Source organism: Nocardioides ferulae (assembly GCF_003660455.1).
GTDB lineage: Bacteria > Actinomycetota > Actinomycetes > Propionibacteriales > Nocardioidaceae > Nocardioides > Nocardioides ferulae.
This window is the reverse complement of the sequence record NZ_QZVR01000021.1, coordinates 48,300-73,118: the sequence shown is the minus strand read 5'-3', so window position 1 is coordinate 73,118 and position 24,819 is coordinate 48,300. Positions and strand designations below refer to the sequence as shown.

Here is a 24,819-nt window from a genome sequence, read left to right as displayed (position 1 = left end):
GGAGGTGATCGTACGGCCGCGTTCACCACCATTTCGCCGCGGGAGACCCCGGCTTCGAAACGTTCACCCCTCGTTCACCGCCCCACCCCGACTCGTCATGTAGGGCGCCTACGGTCGGCGGCATGCGTGAAGCCTTCCACGAACAGCTCGACTCCATGTTCGCCGACCTCGCCGACATCGCCCACAAGGTGCAGACCTCCGTGCAGCGCGCCACCGCCGCCCTGCTCAGCGGGGACGCCGACATGGCCGAGCACGTCATCTCCGCCGACGTCGAGATCGACCGGGCCCGGGAGCGGGTCGAGGACACCGCGTTCTCCCTGCTCTCCCTGCAGCAGCCGGTCGCCGGCGACCTGCGCACCGTGGTGGCCGCGCTGCGGATGGTCAGCGAGCTCGAGCGGATGGGCGACCTCTCTGTCCACGTCGCCAAGATCGCCCGGCTCCGCGTGCCCAACGTCGCCGTCCCCGACGAGCTGCGTCCCACCCTGGTCCGGATGGCCGAGGTCGCCCAGGAGATGGTCGGCCAGGTCACCTCGATCATCACCACCCGCGACGTCGAGGCCGCGATCGCCCTCGGCCGCGCCGACGAGGAGATGGACCAGCTGCGCCGGGCCAGCTTCTCGGTGCTCCTCGGCGACGGATGGACCCACGGCGTCGAGGCCGCGGTCGACATCGCCCTGCTCGGCCGCTACTACGAGCGGATCGCCGACCACGCCGTGTCGGTCGCCAACCGCGTCGTGTTCGTCGTCACCGGGGAGAACCCGGCCGCCGTCGACGCGTAGCTCACCCGGGACTTCTCACGCGTTGCCCTCACTTCACACGTGCTGTGCAACGCGTGAGAAGTGAGGGAATCGCCGGATATCCGGCGATCCTCCGGCCGGCCGCCCACCGACAGACGCAGATCGGCGCCATGCGCAGGGATGGCGCCGATCTTCGTGTACGTCGGGTGGGGCGGTGGGCTGCTCAGCGACCCTGGTTGGCCACGGCTGCGGCGGCTGCGGCCGCGGCCTCGGGGTCGAGGTAGGTGCCGCCGGCCACGGTCGGCTTCAGCTGGTCGTCGAGCTCGTAGACGAGCGGCATGCCGGTCGGCACGTTGAGGCCCGCGATGTCGTCGTCGCTGATGCCGTCGAGGTGCTTGATGATCGCCCGCAGGCTGTTGCCGTGGGCGGCGATCAGCACGGTCTTGCCGGCCTCGAGGTCGGCGGTGACGTCGGACTCCCAGTAGGGCAGCATCCGCTTGATGACGTCCTTGAGGCACTCGGTGCGCGGCATCTCGTCGCCGAGGTCGGCGTACTGGGGCAGGCCCACCTGCGACCACTCGTCGTCGTCGGCGATCGGCGGCGGCGGCACGTCGAACGAGCGGCGCCACAGCATGAACTGCTCCTCGCCGTACTTCTCGAGGGTCTCCTTCTTGTTCTTGCCCTGCAGCGCGCCGTAGTGGCGCTCGTTGAGCCGCCAGTGCCGGCGCACCGGGATCCAGTGCCGGTCGGCCGCGTCGAGCGCCAGGCAGGCGGTGCTGATCGCGCGCCGCTGCACCGAGGTGTGCACGACGTCCGGCAGCACGCCGGCCTCCTTCATCAGCTCCCCACCGCGCTTCGCCTCGGCGCGCCCCTTGTCGGTCAGGTCGACGTCGACCCAGCCGGTGAAGAGGTTCTTGGCGTTCCACTCGCTCTCGCCGTGGCGGAGCAGGATCAGCGTGTGGGTCATGCGACTCCCTCGGGTCGGCCGCCCGGGCGGGACGGCGTGGGTGGGGCGGCCGGACTCAGTGGCCGCTCTCCGGGGCCTCGGCGGCCTCGCAGCTGTAGGGCTCGGCGTCCGCGGCCGGCTCGGAGGCGGTGTCGTAGCCCTCGAACTCGTCGCACGCCGTCATCACCGGCACCTCGAGGGAGACCTCCTCGCCGGTGTCGAAGACCAGGGTGACCTCGACGAAGTAGCCCGCCTCGAGCTCGCCGCTCACGCCGATCCCGTCGTCACCGCTGAGCACCACGGCACCCTCGGCGGGCACCTCGATCGGCTCGAAGTCGTCGGGGGTGGCCTCGCCGCTCAGCGAGGTGAGCGTGGCGGCGGCTCCCTCGTTGTTGGACAAGGTGGCGGTGAACGTGCCGGCGTTCGGCTGCGCGGCGACCACCATCGCGCCCAGCACGTCGACCGACTTCTCCCGGTTGTTGACCCCGGCGCCGGGGGTGTCCACGGCGTCGGTGGCGTAGTTGAAGCCGCACGAGGTCAGCAGCGGAGCCAGCACGAGAGCCGCGGCGAGCGCGCTGGAGCGGTGGGGGAGGCGTCGGAGAAGCATCGATCAGGCCTTCGCAGGTCGTCGGCTGGCGCCGGGAGTCAGGGTGCGGGGGTCAGCCTAGCGGTGCGGCGGCCCGGTCAGCGGGCCAGCCCGACGTACGTGCCGGCGAACGCCATCGCGACCAGCACCAGGCCCAGGTAGGCCAGCGCGACCGTCAGCAGCCGGCTCGCCCCCAGGCGCAGCCCGAGCCGCAGCGGCAGGTAGGTCCAGCCCTCCTTGTTGTCGGCGACCAGCCCCCACAGCGCGGTGAGCAGGTGGACCCCGACCCCGAGCAGCGCCGCCAGCCCCGTCATCAGCGCGTGCGGCGGGTCGCCCTCGCTGGCCCCGCCCCACCCGCCGTAGGACAGGAACGCCGGATAGAGCGCGAACGCCACCGCCCACGGCAGGAACGAGAGCACCCCGCGGCGCAGCACCACGTTGCCGAGCAGGCCGACCAGCACCGAGAGCAGGTACGCCGCGCCGGCCACCAGTCCGTTCGTCACCGCCAGCGGCACCACCAGCAGCACCCCGCAGGCGAGCGCGAACCAGGCCGTGCCGGGGTCGAGCCGGCCGTCGGCCAGCGGCTTGCCGGGCACGTCGTACTCGGCGTCGCGGCGCCGGTCGACCAGGTCGTTGTGCCAGCCGAGCACCGCCTGGCCGACCAGCACCGTCACGAACACCAGGCCCACCTCGCGGGTCGGCCGGTTCGCCAGGGCGGCGGCCACCGCGAGCCCGATCGCGATCAGCACGGCCTGCCGCGGGTGGGCGCTGCGCAGCAGCAGCAGGGGGGTCGCGTCGAGGATCCGGCGCCGGCGGACCGGTTCGGTGGCGCGATGGCCGGCCGGGGACGGGGCGTCGGCCCCGGGTGGGGGCGCGGTCTCGGCGGTCGGAGAGGCGGTCGCGACACCGGTCGCGGTGCCGGGCTTGGTCTCGGCCTTGGTCTCGGCTCCGGCGTCGGCGGGGCCCGGTGTCGCCCCGTCGGCTCGGGGCGCCGCGGTCACCGTCGCGGCGGTGGCACGGGTGCCGGTCGCCGGGCCGGCCGGTGTCGCCGGGGTCGGCGTGGCGGTGTCGGGTGCGGAGCGGGAGCGACGGCGCCAGGGAGTCTTGGCCATGCCCGGCAGTATCGGTCACCCGACCGGGTGGGCCTACCCCTTCTCGGGCCGAATTCGGCGGCATTCCGCGACGTGCGACCGACAATCGCCGATGAGGTTTCGACCCTCGATCGGCGGGGTAGAAGAGGGTGTTGCCGCCCGCCCGGATTCACCCGCCGGATTGCGCCGCAGCACGAAGACCCGACGCCTGTCAAGCCCCGATTGCGCCTCTGACCTGCGCAAACGCGAATCACAGCGGCGCCGAAGCGTGATAGACTAGGTCCCCTAGGAAGGGGTACCTGACATATGACTTTCACTGTCGGCGAAACGGTCGTCTATCCGAATCACGGGGCCGCAGTCATCGAGGACATCGAGATGCGGACGATCAAGGGGGAGGACCGGCAGTACCTCGTCCTGCGGATCGTCGCCCAGCAGGACCTGGTCGTGAGGGTGCCGGCGTGCAACCTCGACCTGGTCGGGGTGCGCGACGTCGTCGACAAGGAGGGCCTGGACCGCGTCTTCGACGTCCTGCGGGCCGCCCACGTCGAGGAGCCGACCAACTGGTCGCGACGCTACAAGGCCAACCTCGAGAAGCTGCACAGCGGTGACGTGATGAAGGTGGCCGAGGTCGTCCGCGACCTGTGGCGCCGCGAGCGCGACCGCGGGCTCTCGGCCGGCGAGAAGCGGATGCTCGCCAAGGCCCGCCAGATCCTGGTCTCCGAGCTCGCGCTCGCCGAGAAGACCAACGAGGACAAGGCCGAGGCCATGCTCGACGAGGTGCTCGCTTCCTGAAGCGCTCCACCCCCCAGCTGCACCGACGAGGCCCCCGGGAGACCGGGGGCCTCGTCGCATTTCCGCGACGGCGAGGCCCCGGGACGTCATACGTTGCGGCTGCCGGGGCGACCGGATCGCATGACGTTCCCGGGGAGGTCATACGGTGGGGTCGCCATGACGACCGACCCGTATGACGCCACCGGACCGCTGCTGGGCGCCGTCCTCGAGGAGGGGCGCGGCTCGCTGCCGTTCGCGCTGATCCACGGTGAGGCGCTGGTGACCTGCGCGGCGTGGGCGCTCGGGGAGGCGGGGGTCAGCCCGGTCGACCTCGGCCCGGACCGCACCGCGCTCGCGGAGCTGGCCGAGCTGGCGGCCCGTGCCGAGACCGCCGGCACCGACGGCACCGGCGGGGAGACCGACCCGCAGCGGCCGTTCGTGCTGCACGACTCGCTGTGCCCGATGACCCCGGCCGGGTTCGTGGCCGAGTGCGTCGCGCACGCCGAGCGGACCGGTGAGGTCGTGGTCGGCACCCGCCCGGTGACCGACACCGTCAAGCAGACCGCCGACGGCCGCGTCGGTGAGACCGTCGACCGCGACCAGCTGCTCGCGGTCGCCTCTCCGGTGGTGCTCCCCGCGCCGGTGCTGGCCGTCCTGCACCGCAGCGGTGCGGTGGCCGAGCTGCCGGTCGCCGACCTCGCGGCGCTGGTTCCGTGGCTGAGGGAGCGGTTCGCCGTGGCGCTGGTGACCGCGCCGAGCGAGGGACGCCGGGTCGCCTCCGAGGACGACGTCCGGCTGCTCGAGGCGCTCACCTCTCGCTGACCGCCGGCTCACTCCACTCCAGGTCGTCAGCGCGGAACGTCGCCGGCACCAGGTGCCTGTGATGTTCCGCGATCGCACGCCCGAGCGGCGGCGGCTCAGGCCGGGTCGAAGTCGACCACGTCCAGCGGGTCGTCGACCGGCCCCGGTGAGGGCGGGGTGACCACCAGCGCGGCCGCCAGCGCGACGTCCTCGGGGAAGGTGACCTTGAGGTTGCGCGAGGTGCTCGGCACCGCCGCGATCGGGACCGAGCCGTAGCGCTCCAGGCAGCTGGCGGTGTCGGTGCCCTCGAAGCCCTCCCGGGCGGCGGCGGCGTACGCCGTGAGCAGCGCGTCGGCGCGGAACGCCTGGGGGGTCTGCACCCCCGCGAGCCCCGCGGGCACGGCGCCGCCGGTGGCGGTGACCAGCCCGGAGAGCGGCACCACCGGGATCACGCCCCCCGTGGCGCGGGCGGCCGCGAGGGTCTCGGCGAAGAGCTCGGGCCCGGCCAGCGGGCGCGCCCCGTCGTGGATCGCCACGACGTCGATCTCGCCGGCCTCGATGTCGGGGGCCAGCACCTGCAGTGCCTGCCACTCCGAGGCGTGCCGGGTCTGCCCGCCGGTGACCAGCAGCGCCTCGCGCTCGCCCAGCCAGGGAGCGACCGCGTCGGCGACCGCCCCCTCCTCGCCGGGCCGGACGACCACCACCAGCCGATGGATATCGGGCACGGTCAGCGCCGCCCGCACCGACCAGGTGAGCACCGGGGTCTCGCCCAACGGCAGCAGCACCTTGTTGACCTCGGCGCCGACCCGGCTGCCGCTCCCGGCGGCGAGGATGACGACGGCGGCGGACACGGCCCGCAGGCTACCCGCCGGGCCGGGCCCGGCGGCGTACCGGGCGGCGAGGGTTTTCACGGCCGTTACATGGCGTAACCGCGACCGAACACTCGGCGGCCTAGGTTCACCTTCTGGTGAAGGAGGACGAATGCAGCTCACCGCGTCCGGGCTCGGGCCACGATGACGCCGCGCAGTGCCGGCACCGAGGAGTGGCAGCCGGTCTGCCGCGCCGACGACCTGGAGCCGGAGCGGGGTGCGGTCGCCCTCGTGCACGGGCAGGCGATCGCGCTGTTCCGGCTCGGCGAGGAGGAGGTCTACGCGCTCGGCAACCACGACCCGTTCGCGCGGGCGTCGGTGATGGCGCGCGGCATCGTCGGCCGCCGCGGCGACGTCCCGTTCGTCGCCTCCCCGGCCCACAAGCACGCGTTCGACCTGCGCACCGGCCGGTGTCTCGAGGACGCCCACGTCTCGGTGCCAGCCTACGACGTGCGCGTCGTCGACGGCGTGGTGCAGGTGGGCCACCGCAAGCAGGACGCGGCCTGACCAGGGTGGGGCGGGCCGCGTCCGCCTGATCGCTCGTGTCGGGCGGGGTCGTGTGCTCCACGACGCGCCATGGCGCGTCCTCAGGCACACGACCCGGATCGGTCAGCCGAGACCCTCGACCGCCTCCTCGTACTCCTCGACCTCCTCGTCGAGGCGCACCAGCCGGCGACCCACCAGCCACGCGGCGATCGGGATGGCCAGGTAGAAGAACCCGGCCTGGGTCGCGGCGTCGGAGGTGTGGGAGTGCGTGGCCTCCACCCAGTGCAGGATCGTCACCGACAGCACCAGGTAGCCCACGAAGAGCAGCACCCGCGACCCCTGCGGCAGCCGCCTGCTGGAGCCGGCCGTGAACGCCGCGTCGCCCACCAGCGAGTAGGCCACACCGAACACCACGACCACGATGCCGGACAGCCCGACCAGGCCGCCGACGAACGCGATCCAGTCACCCTGGCTCAGCACGAACCACGAGAAGACCGTCAGTGCGGCCAGCGTCACCACACCACCGGTGTCGAGCCGACGCCATCGCACCGCGAGCACTCCGGCCACACCGAGGGTGAGCAGCACGTCGAACAGCCGCTCGGAGAACCCCACTTGCCAGTCGGTGAGGTTCAGCAGCAACGCCGGCAGTGCCCACGCGGTGACCACCACCAGCCCCGAGCCGAGCTCCCGGTCGCCGCCCCGACGGCCGGAGCGGCCGCGACCCCACAGCCACAGCCCGATGGCCAGCGCGAGTGCGGCCAGCGCCGGCAGGCCGTACTGCTGCAGCCGCTCGGTCGGGAACGAGGTCGCGAACCCGGGCAGCTCGGGCCGCTGCAGCTGGGAGACCAGCACCACGCCGAACGAGACCGCCAGCACCGTGGCGATGAACGGCATGGCCAGCGCCACGCTGCAGGTGTAGAGCAGCCGCTCCTCGGCGATCTCGAACGCGCCGGTGGCCGCGAACCGCGTCACCAGCCGCACCACCAGCGCCAGCAGCAGCAGAGAGACGACCGTGCGGACGACCGCCACCGGCCGCTCGCGCACGTACGCCGCCCACTCGCCCAGCTCGTCGAGGAGCAGCAGCCACAGCTTCACCGCGAGCAGCGCCGCCAGCAGCCACCGGGCCAGCCGGGCGCCCACCGACCGGGCGGACAGCGCGATGCCCTCGGAGAGGTCGAGGCTGAAGTCCACCACGGCCACCGCGGAGACGTAGACCAGCGGCAGCAGCAGCCCGTCGATCTCCACGATCGTGCCGGCCATCATCGCCTGCACGCTGCCCTGGAAGCCCTCCTGCACGAACACCACGTGGATCCACAGCAGGCTGCCGAAGAACGCGAGCAGCCCGACGACGACCAGCACCCGCAGCAGCGCCGTCCACCAGCGAGCCGCCCGCAGCCGGCGCCGCCCGGGCGGGCCCAGCCGCGCCGCGACCAGCGAGGCCACGACCGTGGCCACGACCGAGGCGAGCAGCGCGCCGGGGGCGAGGTAGTAGCCGGCCCGCACCAGCTCCGGACCCCACTCCAGGGCGACCCGGTCGTTGACCTCGAACGAGATCGGCACCCGCAGCGTGGCGTTGGTGAGCACGAACAGCGCAGCGACGACCAGCCGCACCGCCGGCGAGGCGGCCAGTGCCCCCCACAGCAGCAGCGACCAGGCCACCAGGAACGCCGTCAGCGTCACCGGCAGCAGCCCGACCGGCAGGAAGACCGGCGGGTCCTGCCCGATCGCGAGCAGGTCGCCGCGGCGCCACTCGTCGACGAACACCACCGAGACCAGCAGCCCGGCCAGCATCACCAGACCCGCCCGGGCCAGGTGCAGCTGCGAGCGGCTCAGGCCGCGCAGCCGCAGGTGGCTCTCGAGGACGACGTCGCGGAAGGTCGCCTCCCACACCGGCCGCACCGGCGCCACGACCGCGCGGTGCAGGCGCCGCCGGGGGACCGGCTCCTCGCCGGGCCGGGCTGCCGGCGGGGCCTCGGAGGGGACCTCGGTCGCCGGTGGTCCGGCGGGCTCGCGGCTCACGCGCGGGGCTCCAGGATCATCACGACCATCCCCTGCCAGGTCGTCGCGGGCACCAGCAGCGTGCCGTCGTCGGTCGCACCGACCGCCGGGTTGAACACGTAGCCCTGCCCGGGCGGCTCGAAGGAGGCCTGCAGCGCGCCGGTGCGCAGGTCGTGTGCGGTGACGCGGTACTCCCGCTGGAAGAGGTCCTCCTCGTGTCCGGTCTCGGAGAGGAGGACCCGCCCGTCGGCGACCACCGGCCGACCAGCGGCCGGGGTGGACAGCCGCAGCCGCCACAGCACCCGGCCGTCGCGGGCGTCGAAGGCCCGGACCACGCCGAGCGAGTCGGCGAGCACCACGACGCCGTCGGCCGCGGCCGGACCCAGCGTGAGCCGGGTCCACGGGTTCGGCCGGAACCACAGGCGGCGCCCGGTGGCGGCGTCGACCGCCAGCAGCCCGCTCGGCCCGCGCTGTCGCACGATGTCGGCGAACACCACCCCGTCGGCGTACGCCGCGTTGCTGAACAAGGACGCGTCCGGCACCGACCACACCGGCTCACCGGTGGCCCCGTCGTAGCGGGTGAGCGCGCCGGCGCCGTAGACGACGTCGCCGCCGGGCAGCGGCAGCGGCGGGGTGCTGCTGACCGCGTTGTCGATCGGCCGGAACCAGCGCGGTTGCCCGGACTCCAGATCGACCGCGGCCAGGCCGGCCCCGAAAGCCGGCACGAACACGGTGTCTCCGGCCACCGCGGGCAGCGAGCCGGGGAACGGCCTGGCGGTGGGGAACCGCCAGCGGGGCTCGTCGCCGTCGACGGGAAGGGCCCAGATCTCGCGGTCCTTCTGCACGACGACGAGGTCCCCCGCGTCCGTGCTCGCGGGGGTGACGCCGGTCAGGCTCTGCTTGACGCGCAGCACCGGCTCGGCCCGGTCGGGGGCCGTGCTGCGGTAGAGCACCTGGTCCTGGCCGGGCGCCAACAGCGTGTCGCCGACCAGTGCCGGCGGTGCGCTCGGGGAGGCCGGCAGCACCCGCACCTCGCTGGCGAACGTCACGCCGCGCCGTCGGGCGGCCTCGGTGAGCGGGTAGGCGTAGTGGGCCGAGCCGTGCCCTTCGGCGTCGACCGCGGCGGTGAAGACCAGGCAGTCGTCGAGCAGGCCGGCCGCCGGGCCGACCTCCAGCGTGGCATCGGGCTCGGGCAGCGGGAGCGGCCACGACCGCACCCGCCCGCCGTCGGCGATCGAGCGCACCTCGACCAGGCCGTCCGTGGTCACCGAGACCACCTCGTCGCCCACCACGACCGGCGCGGTCTCGGTGTCGTCGACCGGCACGCTCCACGCCCGCTCTCCGTCGGCGAGGGCGAACGACTCGAGCCGGGATCCCTCGCCGTTCACGACCACGGCCTCCTCGCCGACCGCGAGCGCGGCTCCCGCGACGTACCGGCTGCGGGCCTGCCACGCCAGGCCGCCGTCCGCGGCATCGAGCGCGGTGAGCCCGCCGCCGTCGTCGGCGGCCAGCACGCGGCCGCCGGCCACCGCCGGGCCCGCTGCCCAGGCGGCGTCCAGTGCGGCGGACCAGGCGGTGTCCCCGCTGTCCGGGTCGAGCGCGGTGAGGCCGCCGTCGCGGTCGGCGACCACCGCCCGCCCCTCGGCCAGGGCGGGTGCGGAGGCGGCCGGGGCCGCCAGGTCGTGCTCCCACCGCACGGTGCCGTCGGCCAGGTCGATGCCGGCCACCGTGGCGTCGTCGGAGGCGACCACCGCGAGGTCGTCGACGACCAGCGGGGTGGCGGAGACGACGTCGTCGAAGCGGTGCGCCCAGTGGGCCCGGCCGTCGGCGAGGTCGAGCGCCCAGAGGGTCTTCTCGGCGTCGGCGACCAGCACGAGTCCCCCGGCCAGCGCCGGGGCGGCCACCACCGGCCCGGTGAGCGCGATCCGCCACCGCACCTCGCCGGTGTGCAGGTCGCGCGCGGAGACGAGCCCGTCGACCTCGGCGGTGACGGCCACGTCGTCGTCGCCGACCGGCGGGAACCCGGGCGCGGTGCGGCGGACGTCGCTCCAGGCCAGCTCGGGCAGCAACGCGCCGTCGTCGAGGTGGTTGCTGCGGGCCGCGTCCAGGCCGAGCGTGTCACCGGCGTGGGGGTCGGCCCGCACCGGGTCCGGGGTCTCGGCGGTCCAGGCGTGCCCGGGCCCGTGGAAGGCGCGCAGCTCCTCGGTGATCTCGATGTCCTGCGCGGGCAGCACGTCGATGGTCTTCACCGGCCCGACGCCGGGGCAGGTCCACTCCTCGATCCGCTCGGGGTCGCCGGAGCCGTCGGCGAAGGTGTACTCGCTCTCGGTGACGTAGTGCGCGCAGTCGGTGAACCGGCGGCCGCCGACCTCGACGTCCACGACCTCGCTCAACGTCGTCTCGTAGACCAGCGTCGCGTCGCCCACCGACCCCTCGTAGGACCAGGAGTGCCCCTCCTCGACCGGCAGCTGGTACGCCGGCGCGACCGGGTCGACCGCCTGGTGCTCGAGCCGCGACCACAGCGCGTGCTGGGAGATCTCGGTCTCGGTCACGCCGAGATAGAGCGTGTTGGCCACCTCGCCCACGCCGGGGAAGTCGTCGTAGCGAGTCGCCAGGGCGACCGCGTCGAGCTCGGCGTCGACGCCGGCGCGGCCGGTGACCTGCTTGACCCGGGTGCCCGAGGGGCGACCGTGGTCGTAGACGTCGTAGACCCAGGTGGTGCCGACCTCGAGCGGGTGCAGCTCACGTAGCTCGGCGCCCTCGACCCGCGGCTCGGAGACCTGCACGGCCGCCAGCACCCCCGTCGGCACCAGGACCACCGCCGGCACCCAGCCCAGCGCCGACCGGGCTGCCGAGCGCAGTGCGGGCCGCCGGCGACCCGGCCGCAGGGCAGGGGAGGGCTCGGTGTCCGGGCTCATGGCTCACCGGTCCGCTCAGAGCCCGCTGGGGATCGTGCCGGTCAGCACGTCGTCGCCCTCGAGCAGGGTGTCCTGCCAGACCAGCCGGTCGCCCGACAGCGCCGGGAAGCCCTGCTGGCCGTCGGTGGGCACGATGTCGTAGATCGTGCCGGTCGCGAACGAGTAGAGGTAGAGGTCGGTGTCGGCGATCGACGCCCCGAGGCTCTCGGCGACGCCGCCGCCCAGGGAGCCGACCTCGTTGCTCCACACGGCGTAGTCGCCGTTCAGCGCCGCGCCGAACCAGGCACCGTCGTCGCTGAGGTCGACCCGGCTGCCGTCGAGCCCGAACAGCGCCACGGTGCCGCCCTCGTCGACCGCCAGCACCCGCTCGCCGTACGCCGCGATCGAGAGCACCGCCTCGTCCATCTGGCCGAGCTCGACCAGCTCGCCGCCGGCCCCGGCCGATCCGCCGCCGTCCGAGCCGTCGGGTGCCCGCCACGCGAGCACCTGCCCGTCGGCGGAGCCCAGGCCCACCGTGCCGGCACCGGCGCCGACGCTGATCGGGTTGACCGTCAGCGGCACCGAGGTCACCTCGCCGGCGGCGTCGACGTACTTCAGCGCCTCGTCGTCGAAGGAGACCCACGCGGCGCCGTCCTCGGAGCCGGCCAGGCCGCGCGCGGCGGTCTCGACGAAGTCCTCCTCGGCGAGGACCGTGGTGCCGTCGTCGGCGTGGCGGACGACCTCGCCGGAGCTGTCGAGGGTGATGACGGCGTCGCCGGCGAAGACCACCTGGGCGGTCTCGGGCACCCCGGCCTGCTGCGGGCCGGAGCCGTCGAAGCCGGCGCTGCTCGCGCTGCCGAGGAAGCTGCCGTCGTCGAGGTCGAGCCAGGCGATCCGGTCACCGGAGATCGCCGGCTGCACCTGCGACTGGCTGGTCGTGGCCACCCCCAGGGCCGGGGTCTCGTCGCTGCCGGCGCAGCCAGCGCAGATCTGGTTGAGCTCGAAGATCTCGCGGGCCACGGTCGCCACGGTCGGGTCGGCGCCGGTGTCGCGGATCGCCTGCTCGATCGCCGACCGTGCGTCGAGGAAGCCCGAGGTGGGCCCGAGCAGCGAGGTCAGCGCGTGGTAGACCGCCGCGTCGAACTGGGCGGCGAGCTCGGAGGTGTTGCCGTCGGCACCGTCGACCTGCGCGAGCCGGGAGCGGATCGACCACAGCGTGTTGTTCCAGATCGCGGAGTTCAGGTGCACGCCGCCGCCGTCCTGGTCGAACCCGCGCAGCAGCCGCAGCCGGAAGCCGGGGGCCAGCAGCCGCAGGTAGTCGTCGTAGGTCGTGCCGTTGAGCAGCTCGCGGGTGGCCAGCACCCCCGACTGCGTCTCGGAGCACAGCGGCTGCGCGGAGCTCACCTGGGCGCAGAGGTCCTCGCCGAGCGTCGAGTCGTCGCTGCCCTTGACCCGGTTGCCGATCACGTTGCCGAAGTAGTCGGCGAAGCTCTCGTCGAGCGCACCCGACTGGCCCACGTAGACCAGCCCGGAGGTCGTCTCGGTGACGCCGTGGGTGATCTCGTGGCCGGTCACGTCGAGCGTGACCAGCTGGCCGTCGCCGCCGCCGCCCTCGCACGGGTTGCCGTAGACCATCTGCCGCAGCGCCGAGCTGAAGAAGGCGTTGCAGAAGTCGCCGCCGCCGAAGTTGACCGTCGAGACCAGCGACCCGCCCTGGCCGTCCCAGCTGGCCCGGCCGTGCACCTCGCTGAAGTAGTCGTAGACCGAGCGGCTGTGGGCCTGCGCGGCGAGGGCGTCGGGATCGGGGGCGCCGCCCCGGACGACGTACGGGTCGCCGGGTAGACCGGACTGGCTGCTGCTGCCGGCGACGTCGAAGACCTGGATGCCACCCTCGTCGGTGGCCGGGTCGTAGGTCGGCACCGTGGTGTCCTTCAGCAGCACGCCGCCGCCCTGGCTCAACCCCTGTGCGGTGAGCTCCTCCCCGTTCGGGCCCCGGCCGATGATCTCGACCGGGTCGCCGGGAGCGGCCGCCGGTGAGCCCGCCGGTGAGCCCGCGGCCAGGGCAGCGAGCGCGCGCACCGGGCCGCGGCGGACGCCGGGCCGCAGGCTGCTGCTCGGCACCAGCGTCGCGTCGCTGGTGCCCGGACGCAGCGAGACCAGGTCGCCGTTGACGGCGCTGAGGTAGTAGACGCCGTCGGAGATGCCGGTGGTACTGCCGCCCTCACCGCTCCCGCCGCCGGTGAGGCCCGCGACGGTGATCTCCCAGGCCAGCTGCCCCGCTCCGTCCGGTACGACGACCAGGCGCGGTTCGCCGATCACCTCACCGCCGGAGAGCCGACGCGCCGCGCGCTCGGCGCGGGCCGCCCCCAGCACCGGGGTGGTCTCGACCTTCAGCCCCGGGAACACCCGACCGCGGACCGCGGTCAGCCGCGGCTCGTCGTCGGCCTCGCCGAGGGTGAACGTGAGCGTGCCGTCGAGCACCGGCACCCGGTCGACCACCTGTTCGGCGCGGACCGTGGCGGTGCCCGCCGCGCTGGTCGGGCCGACGTCGTCGAGCCGCACCGAGCGGGCGTCGACGCCGAACAGGTCGCGGCCGTAGCCGCCCAGGAACCCGCGCACCACGGCCGCCGCAGCGTCGCCGGCGAAGAAGCGGCCGCCGGACAGCTCGGCGAGATAGCCGGTGACGTCGTCCTGACGGCCCACCCAGCCCGAGGAGGTGTCGGACCGCAGCCGGTCGATCGCGGCCTGCAGCGACGCGAGCCGGTCGCGGGCGCTGCCGTCCGCGCCGGCACGGACGTAGGTCTCCGAGGCCACCAGCGTCGTGGGCCGGGTGCCGTCGCCGCCCACCAGCTCGGTGCCCTGGCAGGCGGACAGTGACATGACGGCGGCCAGCAGGGCGGCGGTCGGAAGGAGCCGGCGGCGCCGGGACGGGATCGTGGCCATGGTCCGGCGATTCTGGCAGCCGCGCCGGCGGTGTCAACGAGAGTTGCGCCGAGCGGCGAAGTTGGCCGAAAACGGGGTGCCGGCGCGGGTTCGCGTGCACGATGCGGCCTGTCGCCATGCGTGCGCCGCCTCACCCGAGGCCCGGCGACGCGTGCAAAGAACGTGCCGGGGGTGTACACCTAGCCCGGCCACCCGGGGCCGCCGTCCGAGCCGACTCCCGACCCCCAGATCCGAGCCAGACCGAGCCCCGCACGACCCGCTCGCGTGAGAGAGGTACCCCGCGTGACCTGTCCGAAGTGTTCCACCGGAAACCCGGAGGTGGCGTTCTTCTGCCACCGCTGCGGTTCCTCCCTGAAGGGAAGCGCCTCCGGACGCGCCGGCACCTATGCCGTGCAGTCCAGCGAGGGCGTGAACCAGTTCGCGCTGATCTCCACGATCATGCCGCACACGAACCGCGAGACCGCCGACAACTACCGCTGGGCGATGATCGTCAGCGCCGTGCTGATCGTGGCCGCCACCGCCTTCGGGCTGCTGCCGGTCGCGGTGGCCGCCGCGGCGTTCCTGATCCCGCTGGCCTACCTGGTCTACATCTACGACGTGAACCTGTGGGAGGACGCCCCCGCCCCAGTGGTGATCGGGCTGTTCTTCGTCACCGGCGGGCTGTCGGTGCTGGTCTCCCTGGTGTTCTACCGGTGGGTCTTCGACGACCAGTTCGCCTCGTTCGGGCCAGGCTCCGCCCGCGGCGGCATCGAGTCGCTCTCGATCCCGGCGCTGCTGATCTTCGCGGTGTTGCTGCCGGTCGTCGCCGAGCTGGTCAAGAACCTGCCCGGCGCGCTGCTGGCCCGGATGCCGCAGTTCGACGACATGATCGACGGCCTCACCTTCGGGGTCGCCGCCGGCACGGCCTACGCCGCGTTCGAGACGCTGGTGGTGTTCTCGTCGATCTTCACCGACGGCGAGTTCCGCACCGAGAACGGCCTGGCGACCTGGATGGTCGTGATCGTCAACCTGATGGTGGTCAAGAGCCTGGTCTACGGCACCGCCACCGGCATCGCGGTCGCCGCGTTCTCCGGCAAGGGCGAGGGCTACGACGGGTTCACCGCCTACTACGTGAAGAACCTGGCGTTCGCGATGGGCGCCAACGTCCTCTACTGGCTGGGCGTCCGGTTCGCGGCGTACCTGCCCTACGGACAGGCGCTCGGCCTCATCTGGGGCTTCGTGGTGCTCGCGGTGCTGGTCATCCGGATCCGGGTGATGCTGCAGGCCGCGCTGCTCGAGGCCGCGATCGAGGACGCCGCCAAGGAGGGCCACTCCAAGCGGGACACGTTCGTGGAGACCTTCTGCCCGGAGTGCGAGAACATGCTGCTGGTCGGTGCGCAGTTCTGCATCGCCTGCGGCAGCTCGGTGCGCTCCACCTCCCACCAGGCGCGCAGGCACATGCACCCCGCGGAGGCCGTGCCGCAAGCGTCGGAGACGACGGAAGGCGGTGTGGCGTGAGCGAGCCCAACACCCCCCAGGACCCCGCGGCGAACCCGCCGCAGCAGCCCGACCCCGCCGCGCCGGCGGAGCAGCCGGCGCAGCCCGGTGCTCAGCCGATGCCGCCGGGCTACCCGCAGCAGGGCTATCCGCAGCCGTACGCCGGGCAGCCGGGACAGCCGATGCCGCAGGGCTACCCGCAGGGCCAGCCCGGGCAGGCGCAGTACCCGCCGCAGGGCTACCCCCAGCAGCCCTACCCGGGGCAGCCGGGGCAGCCGGGGCAGCCGGGCCAGTGGCAGCCGCAGCCCGGGCAGTGGCAGCCGGGCTCGCCGTACCCGCCCCAGCCGGGCCGTCCCCCGGGCCCGCCGCCCGGCGGCAACTACAAGTCGGGCAAGGGCAAGACGATCGGGTTGATCGTCGGCGGCGTCGTCGCCGTCGGCCTGCTCGGTGGCCTCGGCGCGGTGGTGTTCTCCGGCGGGGACGACGACAAGGTGCCCGAGGTGAAGCCGGGCGAGAACAACTCCGGCGTGCTCGACCCGAGCCCCGTCGGCAACACCACCGGTCCCGAGCCGACCGAGGAGCCCACCGACGAGCCGACCGACGGGCCGACCGACGGGCCGACCGAGCCGACCGAGGAGCCGACGCCCACCGAGGAGCCGACGCCGACCGACGCTCCGGACCCGGGTGGCAAGACCGTCACGATCGGCTCCGGGGTGCAGATCCCGGTGCCCGACGGCTGGGAGGTGCAGGGCGACCCGTCCGACACCGCGGTGCTGCTGCGCCACGACGGCGGCACCTACGTGTTCGCGCTCACCGGCCAGGAGGACCCCTCCACCGACGCCGGCACGCTGCTCTCGCAGAACATCGAGAGCCTGCTGCCCTCCGACAGCTACAGCCAGGTGCGGGTCAGCGACCCGGAGGACTTCCCGGCGTTCGGCTCGCTGGTCTCGATCGCGTTCGTCACCTACCAGGCGACCTGGGTCGACTCGCAGGGCTCGATGCCGGTGCTCGGCCAGATCTTCCTGGGCATCCGGCAGGACGGCACCGTGCTGGTCGTCAACCCCGAGCACTCGCCGCCGAAGGGCTACGAGGGGTCCGCCGACGCGTGGGGGCCGCTGCTGGACTCCGCGTTCGCGCTGTTCGCCGGCTGATCGATCCCCGCGCCCCGCGGCATGTAACGCGGTGTCCGGGTAGCTACCGCGGTGTCCGGACACCGCACCAGCTACCTGGACACCGCGTTACAGCTTCCAGGCCGGGCCGAGGCAGGAGGGTCAGCGGGGCACGACCAGCGCCGTCGCGATCGCCGCGACCCCCTCGCCGCGTCCGGTCAGGCCCAGCGAGTCGGTCGTCGTGGCCGACACCGACACCGGGGCACCGACCGCCGCGGACAGCGCGGCCTCGGCCTCCGCCCGGCGGGGGCCGAGCCGCGGCCGGTTGCCGACGACCTGCACCGCCACGTTGCCGACGCCGAAGCCGGCGGCGCGCACCCGGCGTACCGTCTCGGCGAGCAGGGCCGCCCCCGAGGCGCCGGCCCACGCCGGGTCGGACGTGCCGAAGTTCGACCCGAGGTCGCCCAGCCCGGCCGCCGACAACAACGCGTCGCACGCGGCGTGGGCGGCCACGTCGGCGTCGGAGTGCCCCGCCAACCCGACCGGCTCGTCGGGCCACGACAGGCCCGCCAGGTGCATCGGCACCCCCTCGACGAGGCGGTGCACGTCGGTGCCGACCCCGACCCGCGGGAGCGGCGGCGAGGCGCTCGCCTGGGCGGTCGGTGGGGAGTCCGGTTCGGGGGCTGGGTGCACACCGCGATGATGCCTTGCCAGAATCGGCGCGTGAGGACGACCCGCGGCACCTGGTCGCTGGCCGGCATCGTCGCCGGTGCGGCGGGTGTCGCGACCAGCTATGCGGTCGCGATGGCGATGACCATCCGCGAGTCGCCGGTCGTCGCCGTCGGCGAGCTCGTGGTCAAGGTGACGCCCGGAGCGGTCGTCGACCGGCTGGTGCGCTACCTCGGCGCGCTCGACAAGCCGCTGCTGGTGCTCGGCATTCTGCTGCTCCTGACCGCGCTCTTCGCCTGGACCGGACGCCTCGCGCGCCGCGCCTGGTGGGCGCCGATCCCGGTGTACGCCGCGCTGGCCGCGCTGGGCGCGGTCGCGGTGCTGCTGCCCCGCTCCACCGGCACCATCGACCTGGTGCCGGTGCTGGTCGGCCTGGCCACCTGGCTGGTCGGCATCCTCCTGCTCACCGACCCGCTGCGCCGCAGCGAACGGGCCGAGCAGCGCGCTGCGCTGCCCGCCGACGACCCCCGCCACATCGACGCCGACCAGGTCGAGCACCGCCAGCGGCGCAGCCGGCGGGCGTTCGTGGTGCTCACGGCACTCGTGGCCGGCGGCTCCGCGGTGGTGGCCCTGGTCGGCCGCACCATCGGATCCGGCCGCCGCCACGTCGAGGAGACCCGGCGGCTGCTCCGGCTGCCCGGGGTCACCGAACCGCAGGTGCCGGCCCGGGCCCGGCTGCCCGAGCCCGTGGAGGGGCTGACCCCGTGGGTCACCCCCGCCGAGGACTTCTACCGCGTCGACACCGCGCTGGTGGTGCCGACCATCGAGCCGGACGCCTGGCGGCTGCGCATCCACGGCATGGTCGAGCGCGAGCTGCTGCTCACCTACGACGACCTGCTCGCCCGCGACCTCACCGAGGCGTGGGTGACGCTGACCTGCGTGTCGAACCCGGTCGGCGGCGACCTCGCCGGCAACGCCTGGTGGAGCGGCGTACGCGTGGCCGAGCTGCTGGCCGAGGCCGGGGTGCACCCCGACGCCGACGCGGTGCTGCAGACCTCCGAGGACGGCTGGACCTGCGGCACCCCCCTGGTCGCGCTCACCGACAACCGCGACGCGCTGCTCGCCGTCGCCATGAACGGGCAGGCGCTGCCGATCGAGCACGGCTTCCCGGTGCGCACGGTCGTCCCCGGCCTCTACGGCTACGTCTCGGCAACCAAGTGGGTGGTGGACATGGAAGTGACCCGGTTCTCCGACATCGAGGCCTACTGGACCTCCCAGGGCTGGGCGGAGCAGGCGCCGATCAAGCTCGCCTCGCGCATCGACGTCCCGAGTCAGGGCGCCGAGGTGCCCGCCGCCGACCTGGTCCTCGCCGGCGTCGCCTGGGCCCAGCCCACCGGCATCCGCGCCGTCGAGATCGCCCTCGACGGCGGCCCCTGGCAGCCCGCCGAGGTCGCGGTCCCGCCGACCAACGACACCTGGGTGCAGTGGAGCGCCCGGGTCGACGTCGAGCCCGGCGACCACCTGGTCCGGGTGCGCGCCACCGACAAGTTCGGTCTCGTGCAGACCGGGGTGGAGCGCGACGTGCGGCCCGACGGCGCCACCGGCTGGCACACGGTCGAGTTCTCGGTGACCTCGTGAGGGGCGCCGAGCTCGCAGACGACTTCCGCGGCCGCACCGGTGCCGCGCTGGTAGTCGGCGGCAGCGGCGGGATCGGCCTGGCCGTCACCCGGATGCTCGCCAGCCGCGGCTGCGACGTCGCCGTCACCTACCGCTCCCACCCCGACGCCGGCGAGGCAGCCGCGGCCGCGGCCCGGGAGTGGGGCGTCCGCGCGGCGGCGTACCAGCTCGACCTGGCCTCGGCGGACGACGCCGCCCGGGTCGTCGAGGCGGTGGCCGCCGACCTCGGCGGCCTGCACACGCTCGTGCACGCCGCCGGCCCGCACGTGCCGATGGTGCACCTGTCCACCGTCGAGCCCGCCGCGATGGCCGCGCAGCTCGCGCAGGACACCGCCGGGTTCTTCGCGGTGGTGCGACCCGCGCTGCCGCACCTGCGGGAGAGTCAGGGCTCGGTGGTCGCGGTGACCACGGCCGCGACCGCCCGGTTCCCCACCCGCGACGGGCTGTCGTCGGCGCCGAAGGCCGCGGTCGAGGCGCTGGTGCGGGCGCTGGCGGCCGAGGAGGGCCGCTTCGGCGTGCGCGTCAACGCGGTCGGCCCCGGCATGCTCACCGATGGCATGGCCGCCCGGTTGATCGACTCCGGTGAGCTGTCGGAGGAGGCGCTCGCCGTCACCCGCCGCAACATCCCCCTGCGCCGGTTCGGCACCGCCCACGACGTCGCCGAGGCGGTCTGCTTCCTCGCCTCGGACCGTGCCGGGTTCGTCTCGGGCCAGAAGCTCGACGTCGACGGCGGCTACGGGGTGTAGTCGCAGGCGCGTCAGCGGATTCGCTGAGGGTGGTCGAGCCGTCGATCGTTCCCCGACACGCCGCAGAAACGCGGGAATCATTGACGGGTCGGCGACGAACGGGTCACCACGCGGCCGCGAGTGACGTGAACGGCATGATCAGGGGGCCGCAAGGGGTGCCGTTCACGTCACTCGGCGCGCGAGCTGTCGGCGGACGCGATGGACGTTCGTGCGTCAGTACGCCGCGGGGCGGGCGGCGTACCCCGCCTTGGCGACCGCCGCGACGAGCGCGTCCACGCCCACGACGGCCGGGTCGTGGACGACCTCGATGCGCGACGAGGCGAAGTGCACCCGCACCGACTCCACGCCGGCGAGCCGCCCGACCTGCTTCTCGATCTTCGCCACGCACGACGGGCAGGAGAACCCCTCGGCTCGCAGCGTCGTGGTGGTCGTCGTGGTGGACGTGGTCCCGGTGGTCATGGCTTGCTCTCCCTCTGCCGGCCCGGTGGCCGGCGATCCGTGGTCGTGTCCTCACCGTAGGAACCGGCGAGCCGGGGTTCCTTGACGTGGATCAAGCCGAGCTCGCCGGCTTGGGGGCGGGGTGCGAGGCTGAGGGCGTGGCCGACCAGGACTTGTGCGTGACCAGGGTCCCGATCTTCCGCGGCCTGCCTCACGAGCAGCAGGTCGAGATCGCGGGGTTCGCCCGACCCGTCGTGGTCGCGAAGGGCGAGGTGGTCTACGCCGCCGGCGAGCCGCAGTCGCGGCTGCTGGTGATGCACGCGGGAAGGCTCAAGATCAGCCATCTCACCCCCAGCGGGCAGGAGCAGGTCGTCCGCACCGCCACCGACGGCGACGTGGTGGGGGAGCGGGCCTTCCTCACCGGTGAGCGCCCCGACCACTTCGCGGTGGCGCTCGAGGACAGCCGGATGTGCGTGTTCGACCACGCCGACCTGGCCGACCTGCTCAGGAGCTACCCCGAGATCGGCCGCCAGATGCTGCGCACCCTCTCCGACCGGCTCGCCAGCGCCGAGCGGCTGCTCGCCGCGGTGACCTCCAGCGACGTGACAGCGCGCGTGGCGGCGTACCTGCTCGACCTGCCGTCCTCCGTGCGGGACGGCGTGCTGACGGTGCGGTTGCCGATGGCCAAGAAGGAGGTCGCCTCTCACCTCGGCACCACGCCGGAGACCCTGAGCCGCCGGTTGGCCGCCCTGGCCCGCGACGGCGTGATCGGTCTCGAGGGAGGGCGCGACCTGGCCATCCTCGACCCGGTGGCCCTGGAGCGAGCGGCCGTCCCTGGCTGACCTCAGCCCGCTGGCCGCGCGGTTGACCTGCGTCAAGGAACGGCGTCGCCGACGCGCCTAGCGTCCCGAGCGAGACCCCGCAGAGGGGCTGGGACGAGAGGAGCGGACGGACATGGACGAGGTACGGACCCGGTGGCAGTGGCGACAGTGGCGGTGGAGCGTGCCGCTGGTCAGCGGGCTGCTGATCGCGGCGTCGCTCGCGTCAGCGCGGGTGCCGGGCGCCGGCCTCGCGAGCGACCTGCTCATGGTCGCGGCCGCGGTGGTCGCGGGGGCGGGCATCGTCAGGCAGGCCGCCCGCGCACTCACCGCCCGGGTGGTCGGCATCGACCTGCTGGTGTCGGTGGCGGCGATCGGCGCGGTCATCATCGGTGAGCACTGGGAGGCCGCCGCGGTGACCTTCCTGTTCGCGGTCGGCCACGCGCTCGAGAGCGCCACGCTGACCCGCACCCGCTCGGCACTCGCCGAGCTCGTGGCCGTGGCGCCCGACGTCGCGGTCGTGCTCCGCGACGGCGAGCAGGTCGAGGTCCACGCCGCGGCGGTGGCGGCCGGTGAGACGGTCCTGGTCAAGAACGGCGCCCAGGTGCCGGTCGACGGGGTCGTGCTGTCCGGCAACGGCGCCCTCGACGAGGCGGCGATCACCGGAGAGTCGATGCCGGTCGAGAAGGCCGAGGGCGACCGGGTCTTCGCCGGGACCGTCTCGCACGGCGGCTTCCTGCAGGTGCGTGCCACCGGCGTGGGTGCCGACACCACACTGGCCCGGATCATCCACCGGGTGGAGGAGGCGCAGGACGCCAAGGCCCGCACCGCGGCGTTCATGGACCGGTTCTCCGCCTGGTACACCCCCGGCATCATCGCCTCGGCGTTGGTCCTCGGCCTCGCCACCGGCGACGTCGTGCTGGCGCTCACGCTGCTGGTCATCGGCTGCCCGGGCGCTCTGGTCATCTCGATCCCGGTCGCGGTGGTCGCCGGCATCGGCCGCGGCGCCCGCGACGGCATCCTGATCAAGGGCGGGGAGTTCCTCGAGACCTCCGCCCGGATCGACGCGGTCGCGCTCGACAAGACCGGCACGCTCACCGAGGGCCGCCCCCACCTCACCGATGTCGTCGTGCTCGACCCTGCCCGCGACCGGGACGACGTGCTCGGCTGGGCCGCCCGCGCCGAGGCCGGCTCCGAGCACCCGCTCGCCCGGCCGATCATCGAGGCGGCCCGCGCGGCCGGCCTCGACGTCACCGGCCTTCCCGACTCCACCGAACCCGTGCCAGGCCGCGGCATCGTCGCCACCGTCGACGGTCACCGGGTCGTCGTCGGCAACCTCGCGCTGCTGCGGGCCCAGGACGTGGCCGTTGCCGACGTCGAGACCACTCTGGACTCGCTGGCCGCCGCCGGCCGGACGCCGATGGCGGTCGCCGTCGACGGAGTCCTGGCCGGCGTGGTCGCCGTCGCCGACCGGGTGCGACCCGACGCCGAGCAGATGGTGCGCGACCTGCACGCCGTCGGAGTACGCCGGGTGGTCATGCTCACCGGCGACACCAGGCAGGTCGCCGAGGCGGTCGCCGCCCAGGTCGGCGTCGACGAGGTCCGCGCCGGGCTGCTGCCCGAGGACAAGCTCGCCGCGGTCCGCGACCTGCAGTCCCGCGGACACGTGGTCGCCATGGTCGGTGACGGCGTCAACGACGCACCCGCGCTCGCCACCGCCGACATCGGCGTCGCGATGGGGGTGGCCGGCACCGGCGTGGCCATCGAGACCGCCGACATCGCCCTGATGGCCGACGACCTCGCCAAGCTGCCGCAATCCGTGCGGTTGGCCCGCCGCACCGTCGCGGTCATGCGTCAGAACATCGCGATCGCCCTGGCCACGGTCGCCGCGCTCCTGGCCGGGGTGCTCTTCGGCGGCGTCACGATGGCGGTCGGCATGCTCGTGCACGAGGTGTCGGTGCTGGTCGTCATCGCGAACGCGATGCGGCTGCTGCGCCGGCCCGCCGCCACCCGGTCGACGGGCGCCGGCGGTGACGCTGCGGCGTACGAGATGGAGCGGACGGTCGGTGCGAGGGCGTGAGGCGACCGACGGGCGGGCCGAGTCGGCGCAAGTGCCGTGGCTCAGAGGGTCGAGTCGGCGTTAGTGCCGGTGGGCGGGGTCTGCAGTGGCGCCGACTCGGCGGGCCTGGGTCTGCATTCGCGCCGACTCGGCGGTCAGGTGTCTGCAGTAGCGCCGACTCGGCGGGCGACTGGGACGTGGAGACCGCGAGTGACGCGAACGGCATGCTCCGGGGGCCCCGGAAGGTGCCGATCGCGTCACTCGGCGTCAGCCGGACGCCGAGGGCGGCCGAGTCGTCGATCGTTCCCCGACACGCCGCAGAAACGCGGGAATCAGTGACGGGTCGGCGACGAACGGGTCACCACGCGCCGCGGCCGCCCTCGGGGAGGGGGTGGTCGGCGTCGGTGATCACGTAGGTCACGCCGCCGGAGGCGGGCAGCCAGACGTCCTCGAGCTGGCCGCGGTCATAGGTGCGCCGCACGCCGGCGTTGGTCGCCGCGGCCGGGTCGTTGACCACCACGTCGCCGTCGTCGGTGAACCCGACGACCACCATCAGGTGCCCGTTGGTCGACGAGATCGGCGCCCCCGACAGCTCGCCGCGGCCGAACGCCACCGAGATCACCAGCGGGATGCCCGCCGCGATGAACCGCTCGGCCTCCTTCATCGACCGCAGCCGGGTCACGAACGCCCGGCCGGTGCGGGTCGCCGCGAACGCGGTGTTGAACGGCCAGTTGCCGGTGCCGCGGTAGGCGTGGTCGTAGGTCGCGCGCGCGGCCGCGTCGACCCAGGGCTGCGGGTGCCCCTTCGGCACGAACGACCACGCCCGCTTCGGGGGCAGCGCGTCGTAGTAGCCGAGCACCATCGACGTCGACGTGGGCGAGCACCACGCCTCACCGCCGCCGCCGTACGCCGGGTAGTGGCCGTCGTGGACCATCTGCGAGTAGCGCGGCACGTCGAGCACCACGCCCCGGGCGACCCCCGGCCGTGAGGTGGGCACGGAGTCGACGTCGGGCAGCCGGGTGGCGACCGCGCCGATCGTGTCCACCCGCGGTGAGGGCGAGTCGGCACCGGCGCCGCGCATCAGGCCGACCCGCAGCTGCCACCGGGTGAGCCCTTCGGCGCTGTTCGCCCGCCAGGTGTCGACCGCGACGTCGGCCAGGTCGTCGCCCTGGCCGCTGACGCTGGTGCGCCGGAACGCCTTGTCGCCGGCGGCCCAGCGCCCGAGGACGTCCCAGCTGGAGGTGCGGCCCTGGCCGTCCTGGCCGCGCACCGAGATCTCGACCCAGCTGTCGCCGGGGGTGCGGGCGTCCCACGAGGCGATCAGCTCGGTGAGCGCGAACGCGGGTGCGGTCCACGGCGAGGTCCAGCTGCCGGCGTCGAACCGGCGACCGGCGTGCCGGCGCGACCGGGCCGGGTCGGCGGCGAGCACCAGGGCGCCGCGCTTCACCGCGACGCCGCGCCGGACGCCCGTGCGCAGCTCCGCGGGGGTGTCCCACTCGACGTACGAGACGTTCCGCGCCGGCGCCGCTGCGGCCGGCGCGGAGATGGCAGCGGCCGCCGCGCCCGCTCCCGCATCGAGTCCGGGGCCGACGGCCAGCAGGGAGGCGACCATCGGCAGGACGGCGGACAGCAGGGCGAGGGAGCGACGCACCCGGCCACGATAAGCGTCAACCGTCCCGTGCGTCACAGGAGAAACAGGATC

Annotated in this window: 20 protein-coding genes; 10 read left to right on the top strand and 10 right to left on the bottom strand. The window is 74.0% G+C overall.

What is annotated here, in order from left to right:
- Positions 1–122: 122 nt before the first annotated feature.
- On the top strand, positions 123–779 hold the full coding sequence (phoU, locus tag D6B71_RS18765) for a phosphate signaling complex protein PhoU (RefSeq protein ID WP_121257933.1): 657 nt from the start codon (positions 123–125) through the stop codon (positions 777–779).
- A gap of 181 nt (positions 780–960) precedes the next feature.
- Here phoU and D6B71_RS18760 read toward each other — a convergent pair whose 3' ends face one another.
- The 3 genes from D6B71_RS18760 to D6B71_RS18750 all read right to left on the bottom strand — a co-directional run bounded on the left by D6B71_RS18760 (position 961) and on the right by D6B71_RS18750 (position 3,381).
- Positions 961–1,704, bottom strand: a complete 744-nt coding sequence (locus D6B71_RS18760) for a phosphoglyceromutase (RefSeq protein WP_121257931.1) — start codon at positions 1,702–1,704, stop codon at positions 961–963.
- 55 nt (positions 1,705–1,759) lie between these two features.
- On the bottom strand, positions 1,760–2,290 hold the full coding sequence (locus tag D6B71_RS18755; protein ID WP_121257929.1) for a copper chaperone PCu(A)C: 531 nt from the start codon (positions 2,288–2,290) through the stop codon (positions 1,760–1,762).
- 77 nt (positions 2,291–2,367) lie between these two features.
- Positions 2,368–3,381: a UbiA family prenyltransferase gene (locus tag D6B71_RS18750; RefSeq protein WP_121257927.1), complete on the bottom strand. Its 1,014-nt coding sequence runs from the start codon at positions 3,379–3,381 to the stop codon at positions 2,368–2,370.
- Between the two features lie 285 nt (positions 3,382–3,666).
- Between D6B71_RS18750 and D6B71_RS18745 the strand changes: the two genes are divergently transcribed.
- Together D6B71_RS18745 and D6B71_RS18740 are read left to right on the top strand one after the other, a co-directional pair.
- The gene (locus D6B71_RS18745; protein ID WP_121257925.1) at positions 3,667–4,152 is read left to right on the top strand and encodes a CarD family transcriptional regulator; all 486 of its coding nucleotides are present in this window, start codon (positions 3,667–3,669) and stop codon (positions 4,150–4,152) included.
- 156 nt (positions 4,153–4,308) lie between these two features.
- Positions 4,309–4,953, top strand: a complete 645-nt coding sequence (locus D6B71_RS18740; protein ID WP_121257923.1) for a 2-C-methyl-D-erythritol 4-phosphate cytidylyltransferase — start codon at positions 4,309–4,311, stop codon at positions 4,951–4,953.
- 95 nt (positions 4,954–5,048) lie between these two features.
- On the opposite strand, the gene D6B71_RS18735 is transcribed toward D6B71_RS18740, so the two are convergent.
- On the bottom strand, positions 5,049–5,783 hold the full coding sequence (locus D6B71_RS18735) for an IspD/TarI family cytidylyltransferase (RefSeq protein ID WP_121257921.1): 735 nt from the start codon (positions 5,781–5,783) through the stop codon (positions 5,049–5,051).
- A gap of 162 nt (positions 5,784–5,945) precedes the next feature.
- Here D6B71_RS18735 and nirD point away from each other — a divergent pair, with 162 nt between their 5' ends.
- Positions 5,946–6,308: a nitrite reductase small subunit NirD gene (gene nirD, locus D6B71_RS18730; protein ID WP_121257919.1), complete on the top strand. Its 363-nt coding sequence runs from the start codon at positions 5,946–5,948 to the stop codon at positions 6,306–6,308.
- 102 nt (positions 6,309–6,410) lie between these two features.
- Here nirD and D6B71_RS18725 read toward each other — a convergent pair whose 3' ends face one another.
- The 3 genes from D6B71_RS18725 to D6B71_RS18715 are packed head-to-tail and all read right to left on the bottom strand — an operon-like array spanning position 6,411 to position 14,125.
- Entirely contained in the window at positions 6,411–8,306 is a 1,896-nt protein-coding gene (locus D6B71_RS18725; protein ID WP_121257917.1) for a hypothetical protein, read from the bottom strand.
- Positions 8,303–11,203, bottom strand: coding sequence for an outer membrane protein assembly factor BamB family protein (locus D6B71_RS18720; protein ID WP_121257915.1), 2,901 nt, complete (start codon positions 11,201–11,203; stop codon positions 8,303–8,305). Before D6B71_RS18720 ends, D6B71_RS18725 begins: the two co-directional genes overlap by 4 nt.
- 15 nt (positions 11,204–11,218) lie before the next feature.
- Complete coding sequence (locus D6B71_RS18715) at positions 11,219–14,125, bottom strand: M4 family metallopeptidase (protein WP_121257913.1); 2,907 nt, start codon at positions 14,123–14,125, stop codon at positions 11,219–11,221.
- Positions 14,126–14,407: 282 nt separating this feature from the next.
- Here D6B71_RS18715 and D6B71_RS18710 point away from each other — a divergent pair, with 282 nt between their 5' ends.
- Positions 14,408–15,622, top strand: coding sequence for a PrsW family glutamic-type intramembrane protease (locus D6B71_RS18710; protein ID WP_126688321.1), 1,215 nt, complete (start codon positions 14,408–14,410; stop codon positions 15,620–15,622).
- Positions 15,619–16,752 carry a hypothetical protein gene (locus D6B71_RS18705; RefSeq protein WP_121257910.1) on the top strand — a complete coding sequence of 378 codons (1,134 nt, stop codon included), beginning with the start codon at positions 15,619–15,621 and terminating at the stop codon, positions 16,750–16,752. The genes D6B71_RS18710 and D6B71_RS18705 overlap by 4 nt, the downstream gene beginning before the upstream one ends.
- A gap of 120 nt (positions 16,753–16,872) precedes the next feature.
- On the opposite strand, the gene ispF is transcribed toward D6B71_RS18705, so the two are convergent.
- The gene (gene ispF / locus D6B71_RS18700) at positions 16,873–17,403 is read right to left on the bottom strand and encodes a 2-C-methyl-D-erythritol 2,4-cyclodiphosphate synthase (protein WP_121257908.1); all 531 of its coding nucleotides are present in this window, start codon (positions 17,401–17,403) and stop codon (positions 16,873–16,875) included.
- Between the two features lie 30 nt (positions 17,404–17,433).
- On the opposite strand from ispF, the gene D6B71_RS18695 reads away from it, so the two are divergent.
- Together D6B71_RS18695 and D6B71_RS18690 are read left to right on the top strand one after the other, a co-directional pair.
- On the top strand, positions 17,434–19,017 hold the full coding sequence (locus tag D6B71_RS18695; RefSeq protein WP_240641552.1) for a molybdopterin-dependent oxidoreductase: 1,584 nt from the start codon (positions 17,434–17,436) through the stop codon (positions 19,015–19,017).
- On the top strand, positions 19,014–19,802 hold the full coding sequence (locus tag D6B71_RS18690; protein WP_121257906.1) for an SDR family NAD(P)-dependent oxidoreductase: 789 nt from the start codon (positions 19,014–19,016) through the stop codon (positions 19,800–19,802). Before D6B71_RS18695 ends, D6B71_RS18690 begins: the two co-directional genes overlap by 4 nt.
- 213 nt (positions 19,803–20,015) lie before the next feature.
- On the opposite strand, the gene D6B71_RS18685 is transcribed toward D6B71_RS18690, so the two are convergent.
- Positions 20,016–20,261, bottom strand: coding sequence for a heavy-metal-associated domain-containing protein (locus tag D6B71_RS18685; RefSeq protein WP_121257904.1), 246 nt, complete (start codon positions 20,259–20,261; stop codon positions 20,016–20,018).
- A 158-nt stretch (positions 20,262–20,419) separates the two neighbouring features.
- Here D6B71_RS18685 and D6B71_RS18680 point away from each other — a divergent pair, with 158 nt between their 5' ends.
- A complete protein-coding gene (locus tag D6B71_RS18680) occupies positions 20,420–21,082 on the top strand; it encodes a Crp/Fnr family transcriptional regulator (protein WP_240641551.1) in 663 nt (220 codons plus the stop codon).
- Between the two features lie 112 nt (positions 21,083–21,194).
- Entirely contained in the window at positions 21,195–23,138 is a 1,944-nt protein-coding gene (locus D6B71_RS18675) for a heavy metal translocating P-type ATPase (RefSeq protein ID WP_121257900.1), read from the top strand.
- 337 nt (positions 23,139–23,475) lie between these two features.
- Here D6B71_RS18675 and D6B71_RS18670 read toward each other — a convergent pair whose 3' ends face one another.
- Positions 23,476–24,768 carry a C39 family peptidase gene (locus tag D6B71_RS18670; RefSeq protein WP_121257898.1) on the bottom strand — a complete coding sequence of 431 codons (1,293 nt, stop codon included), beginning with the start codon at positions 24,766–24,768 and terminating at the stop codon, positions 23,476–23,478.
- Positions 24,769–24,819: the final 51 nt, after the last annotated feature.

What these genes read in the sequence shown, in the direction of transcription:
- phoU (WP_121257933.1), top strand. Translation starts at nt 123, where the DNA reads ATGCGTGAAGCCTTCCACGAACAGCTCGACTCCATGTTCGCCGACCTC.
- D6B71_RS18760 (WP_121257931.1), bottom strand. Translation starts at nt 1,704, where the DNA reads ATGACCCACACGCTGATCCTGCTCCGCCACGGCGAGAGCGAGTGGAAC.
- D6B71_RS18755 (WP_121257929.1), bottom strand. Translation starts at nt 2,290, where the DNA reads ATGCTTCTCCGACGCCTCCCCCACCGCTCCAGCGCGCTCGCCGCGGCT.
- D6B71_RS18750 (WP_121257927.1), bottom strand. Translation starts at nt 3,381, where the DNA reads ATGGCCAAGACTCCCTGGCGCCGTCGCTCCCGCTCCGCACCCGACACC.
- D6B71_RS18745 (WP_121257925.1), top strand. Translation starts at nt 3,667, where the DNA reads ATGACTTTCACTGTCGGCGAAACGGTCGTCTATCCGAATCACGGGGCC.
- D6B71_RS18740 (WP_121257923.1), top strand. Translation starts at nt 4,309, where the DNA reads ATGACGACCGACCCGTATGACGCCACCGGACCGCTGCTGGGCGCCGTC.
- nirD (WP_121257919.1), top strand. Translation starts at nt 5,946, where the DNA reads ATGACGCCGCGCAGTGCCGGCACCGAGGAGTGGCAGCCGGTCTGCCGC.
- D6B71_RS18720 (WP_121257915.1), bottom strand. Translation starts at nt 11,203, where the DNA reads ATGAGCCCGGACACCGAGCCCTCCCCTGCCCTGCGGCCGGGTCGCCGG.
- D6B71_RS18715 (WP_121257913.1), bottom strand. Translation starts at nt 14,125, where the DNA reads ATGGCCACGATCCCGTCCCGGCGCCGCCGGCTCCTTCCGACCGCCGCC.
- D6B71_RS18685 (WP_121257904.1), bottom strand. Translation starts at nt 20,261, where the DNA reads ATGACCACCGGGACCACGTCCACCACGACGACCACCACGACGCTGCGA.
- D6B71_RS18675 (WP_121257900.1), top strand. Translation starts at nt 21,195, where the DNA reads ATGGACGAGGTACGGACCCGGTGGCAGTGGCGACAGTGGCGGTGGAGC.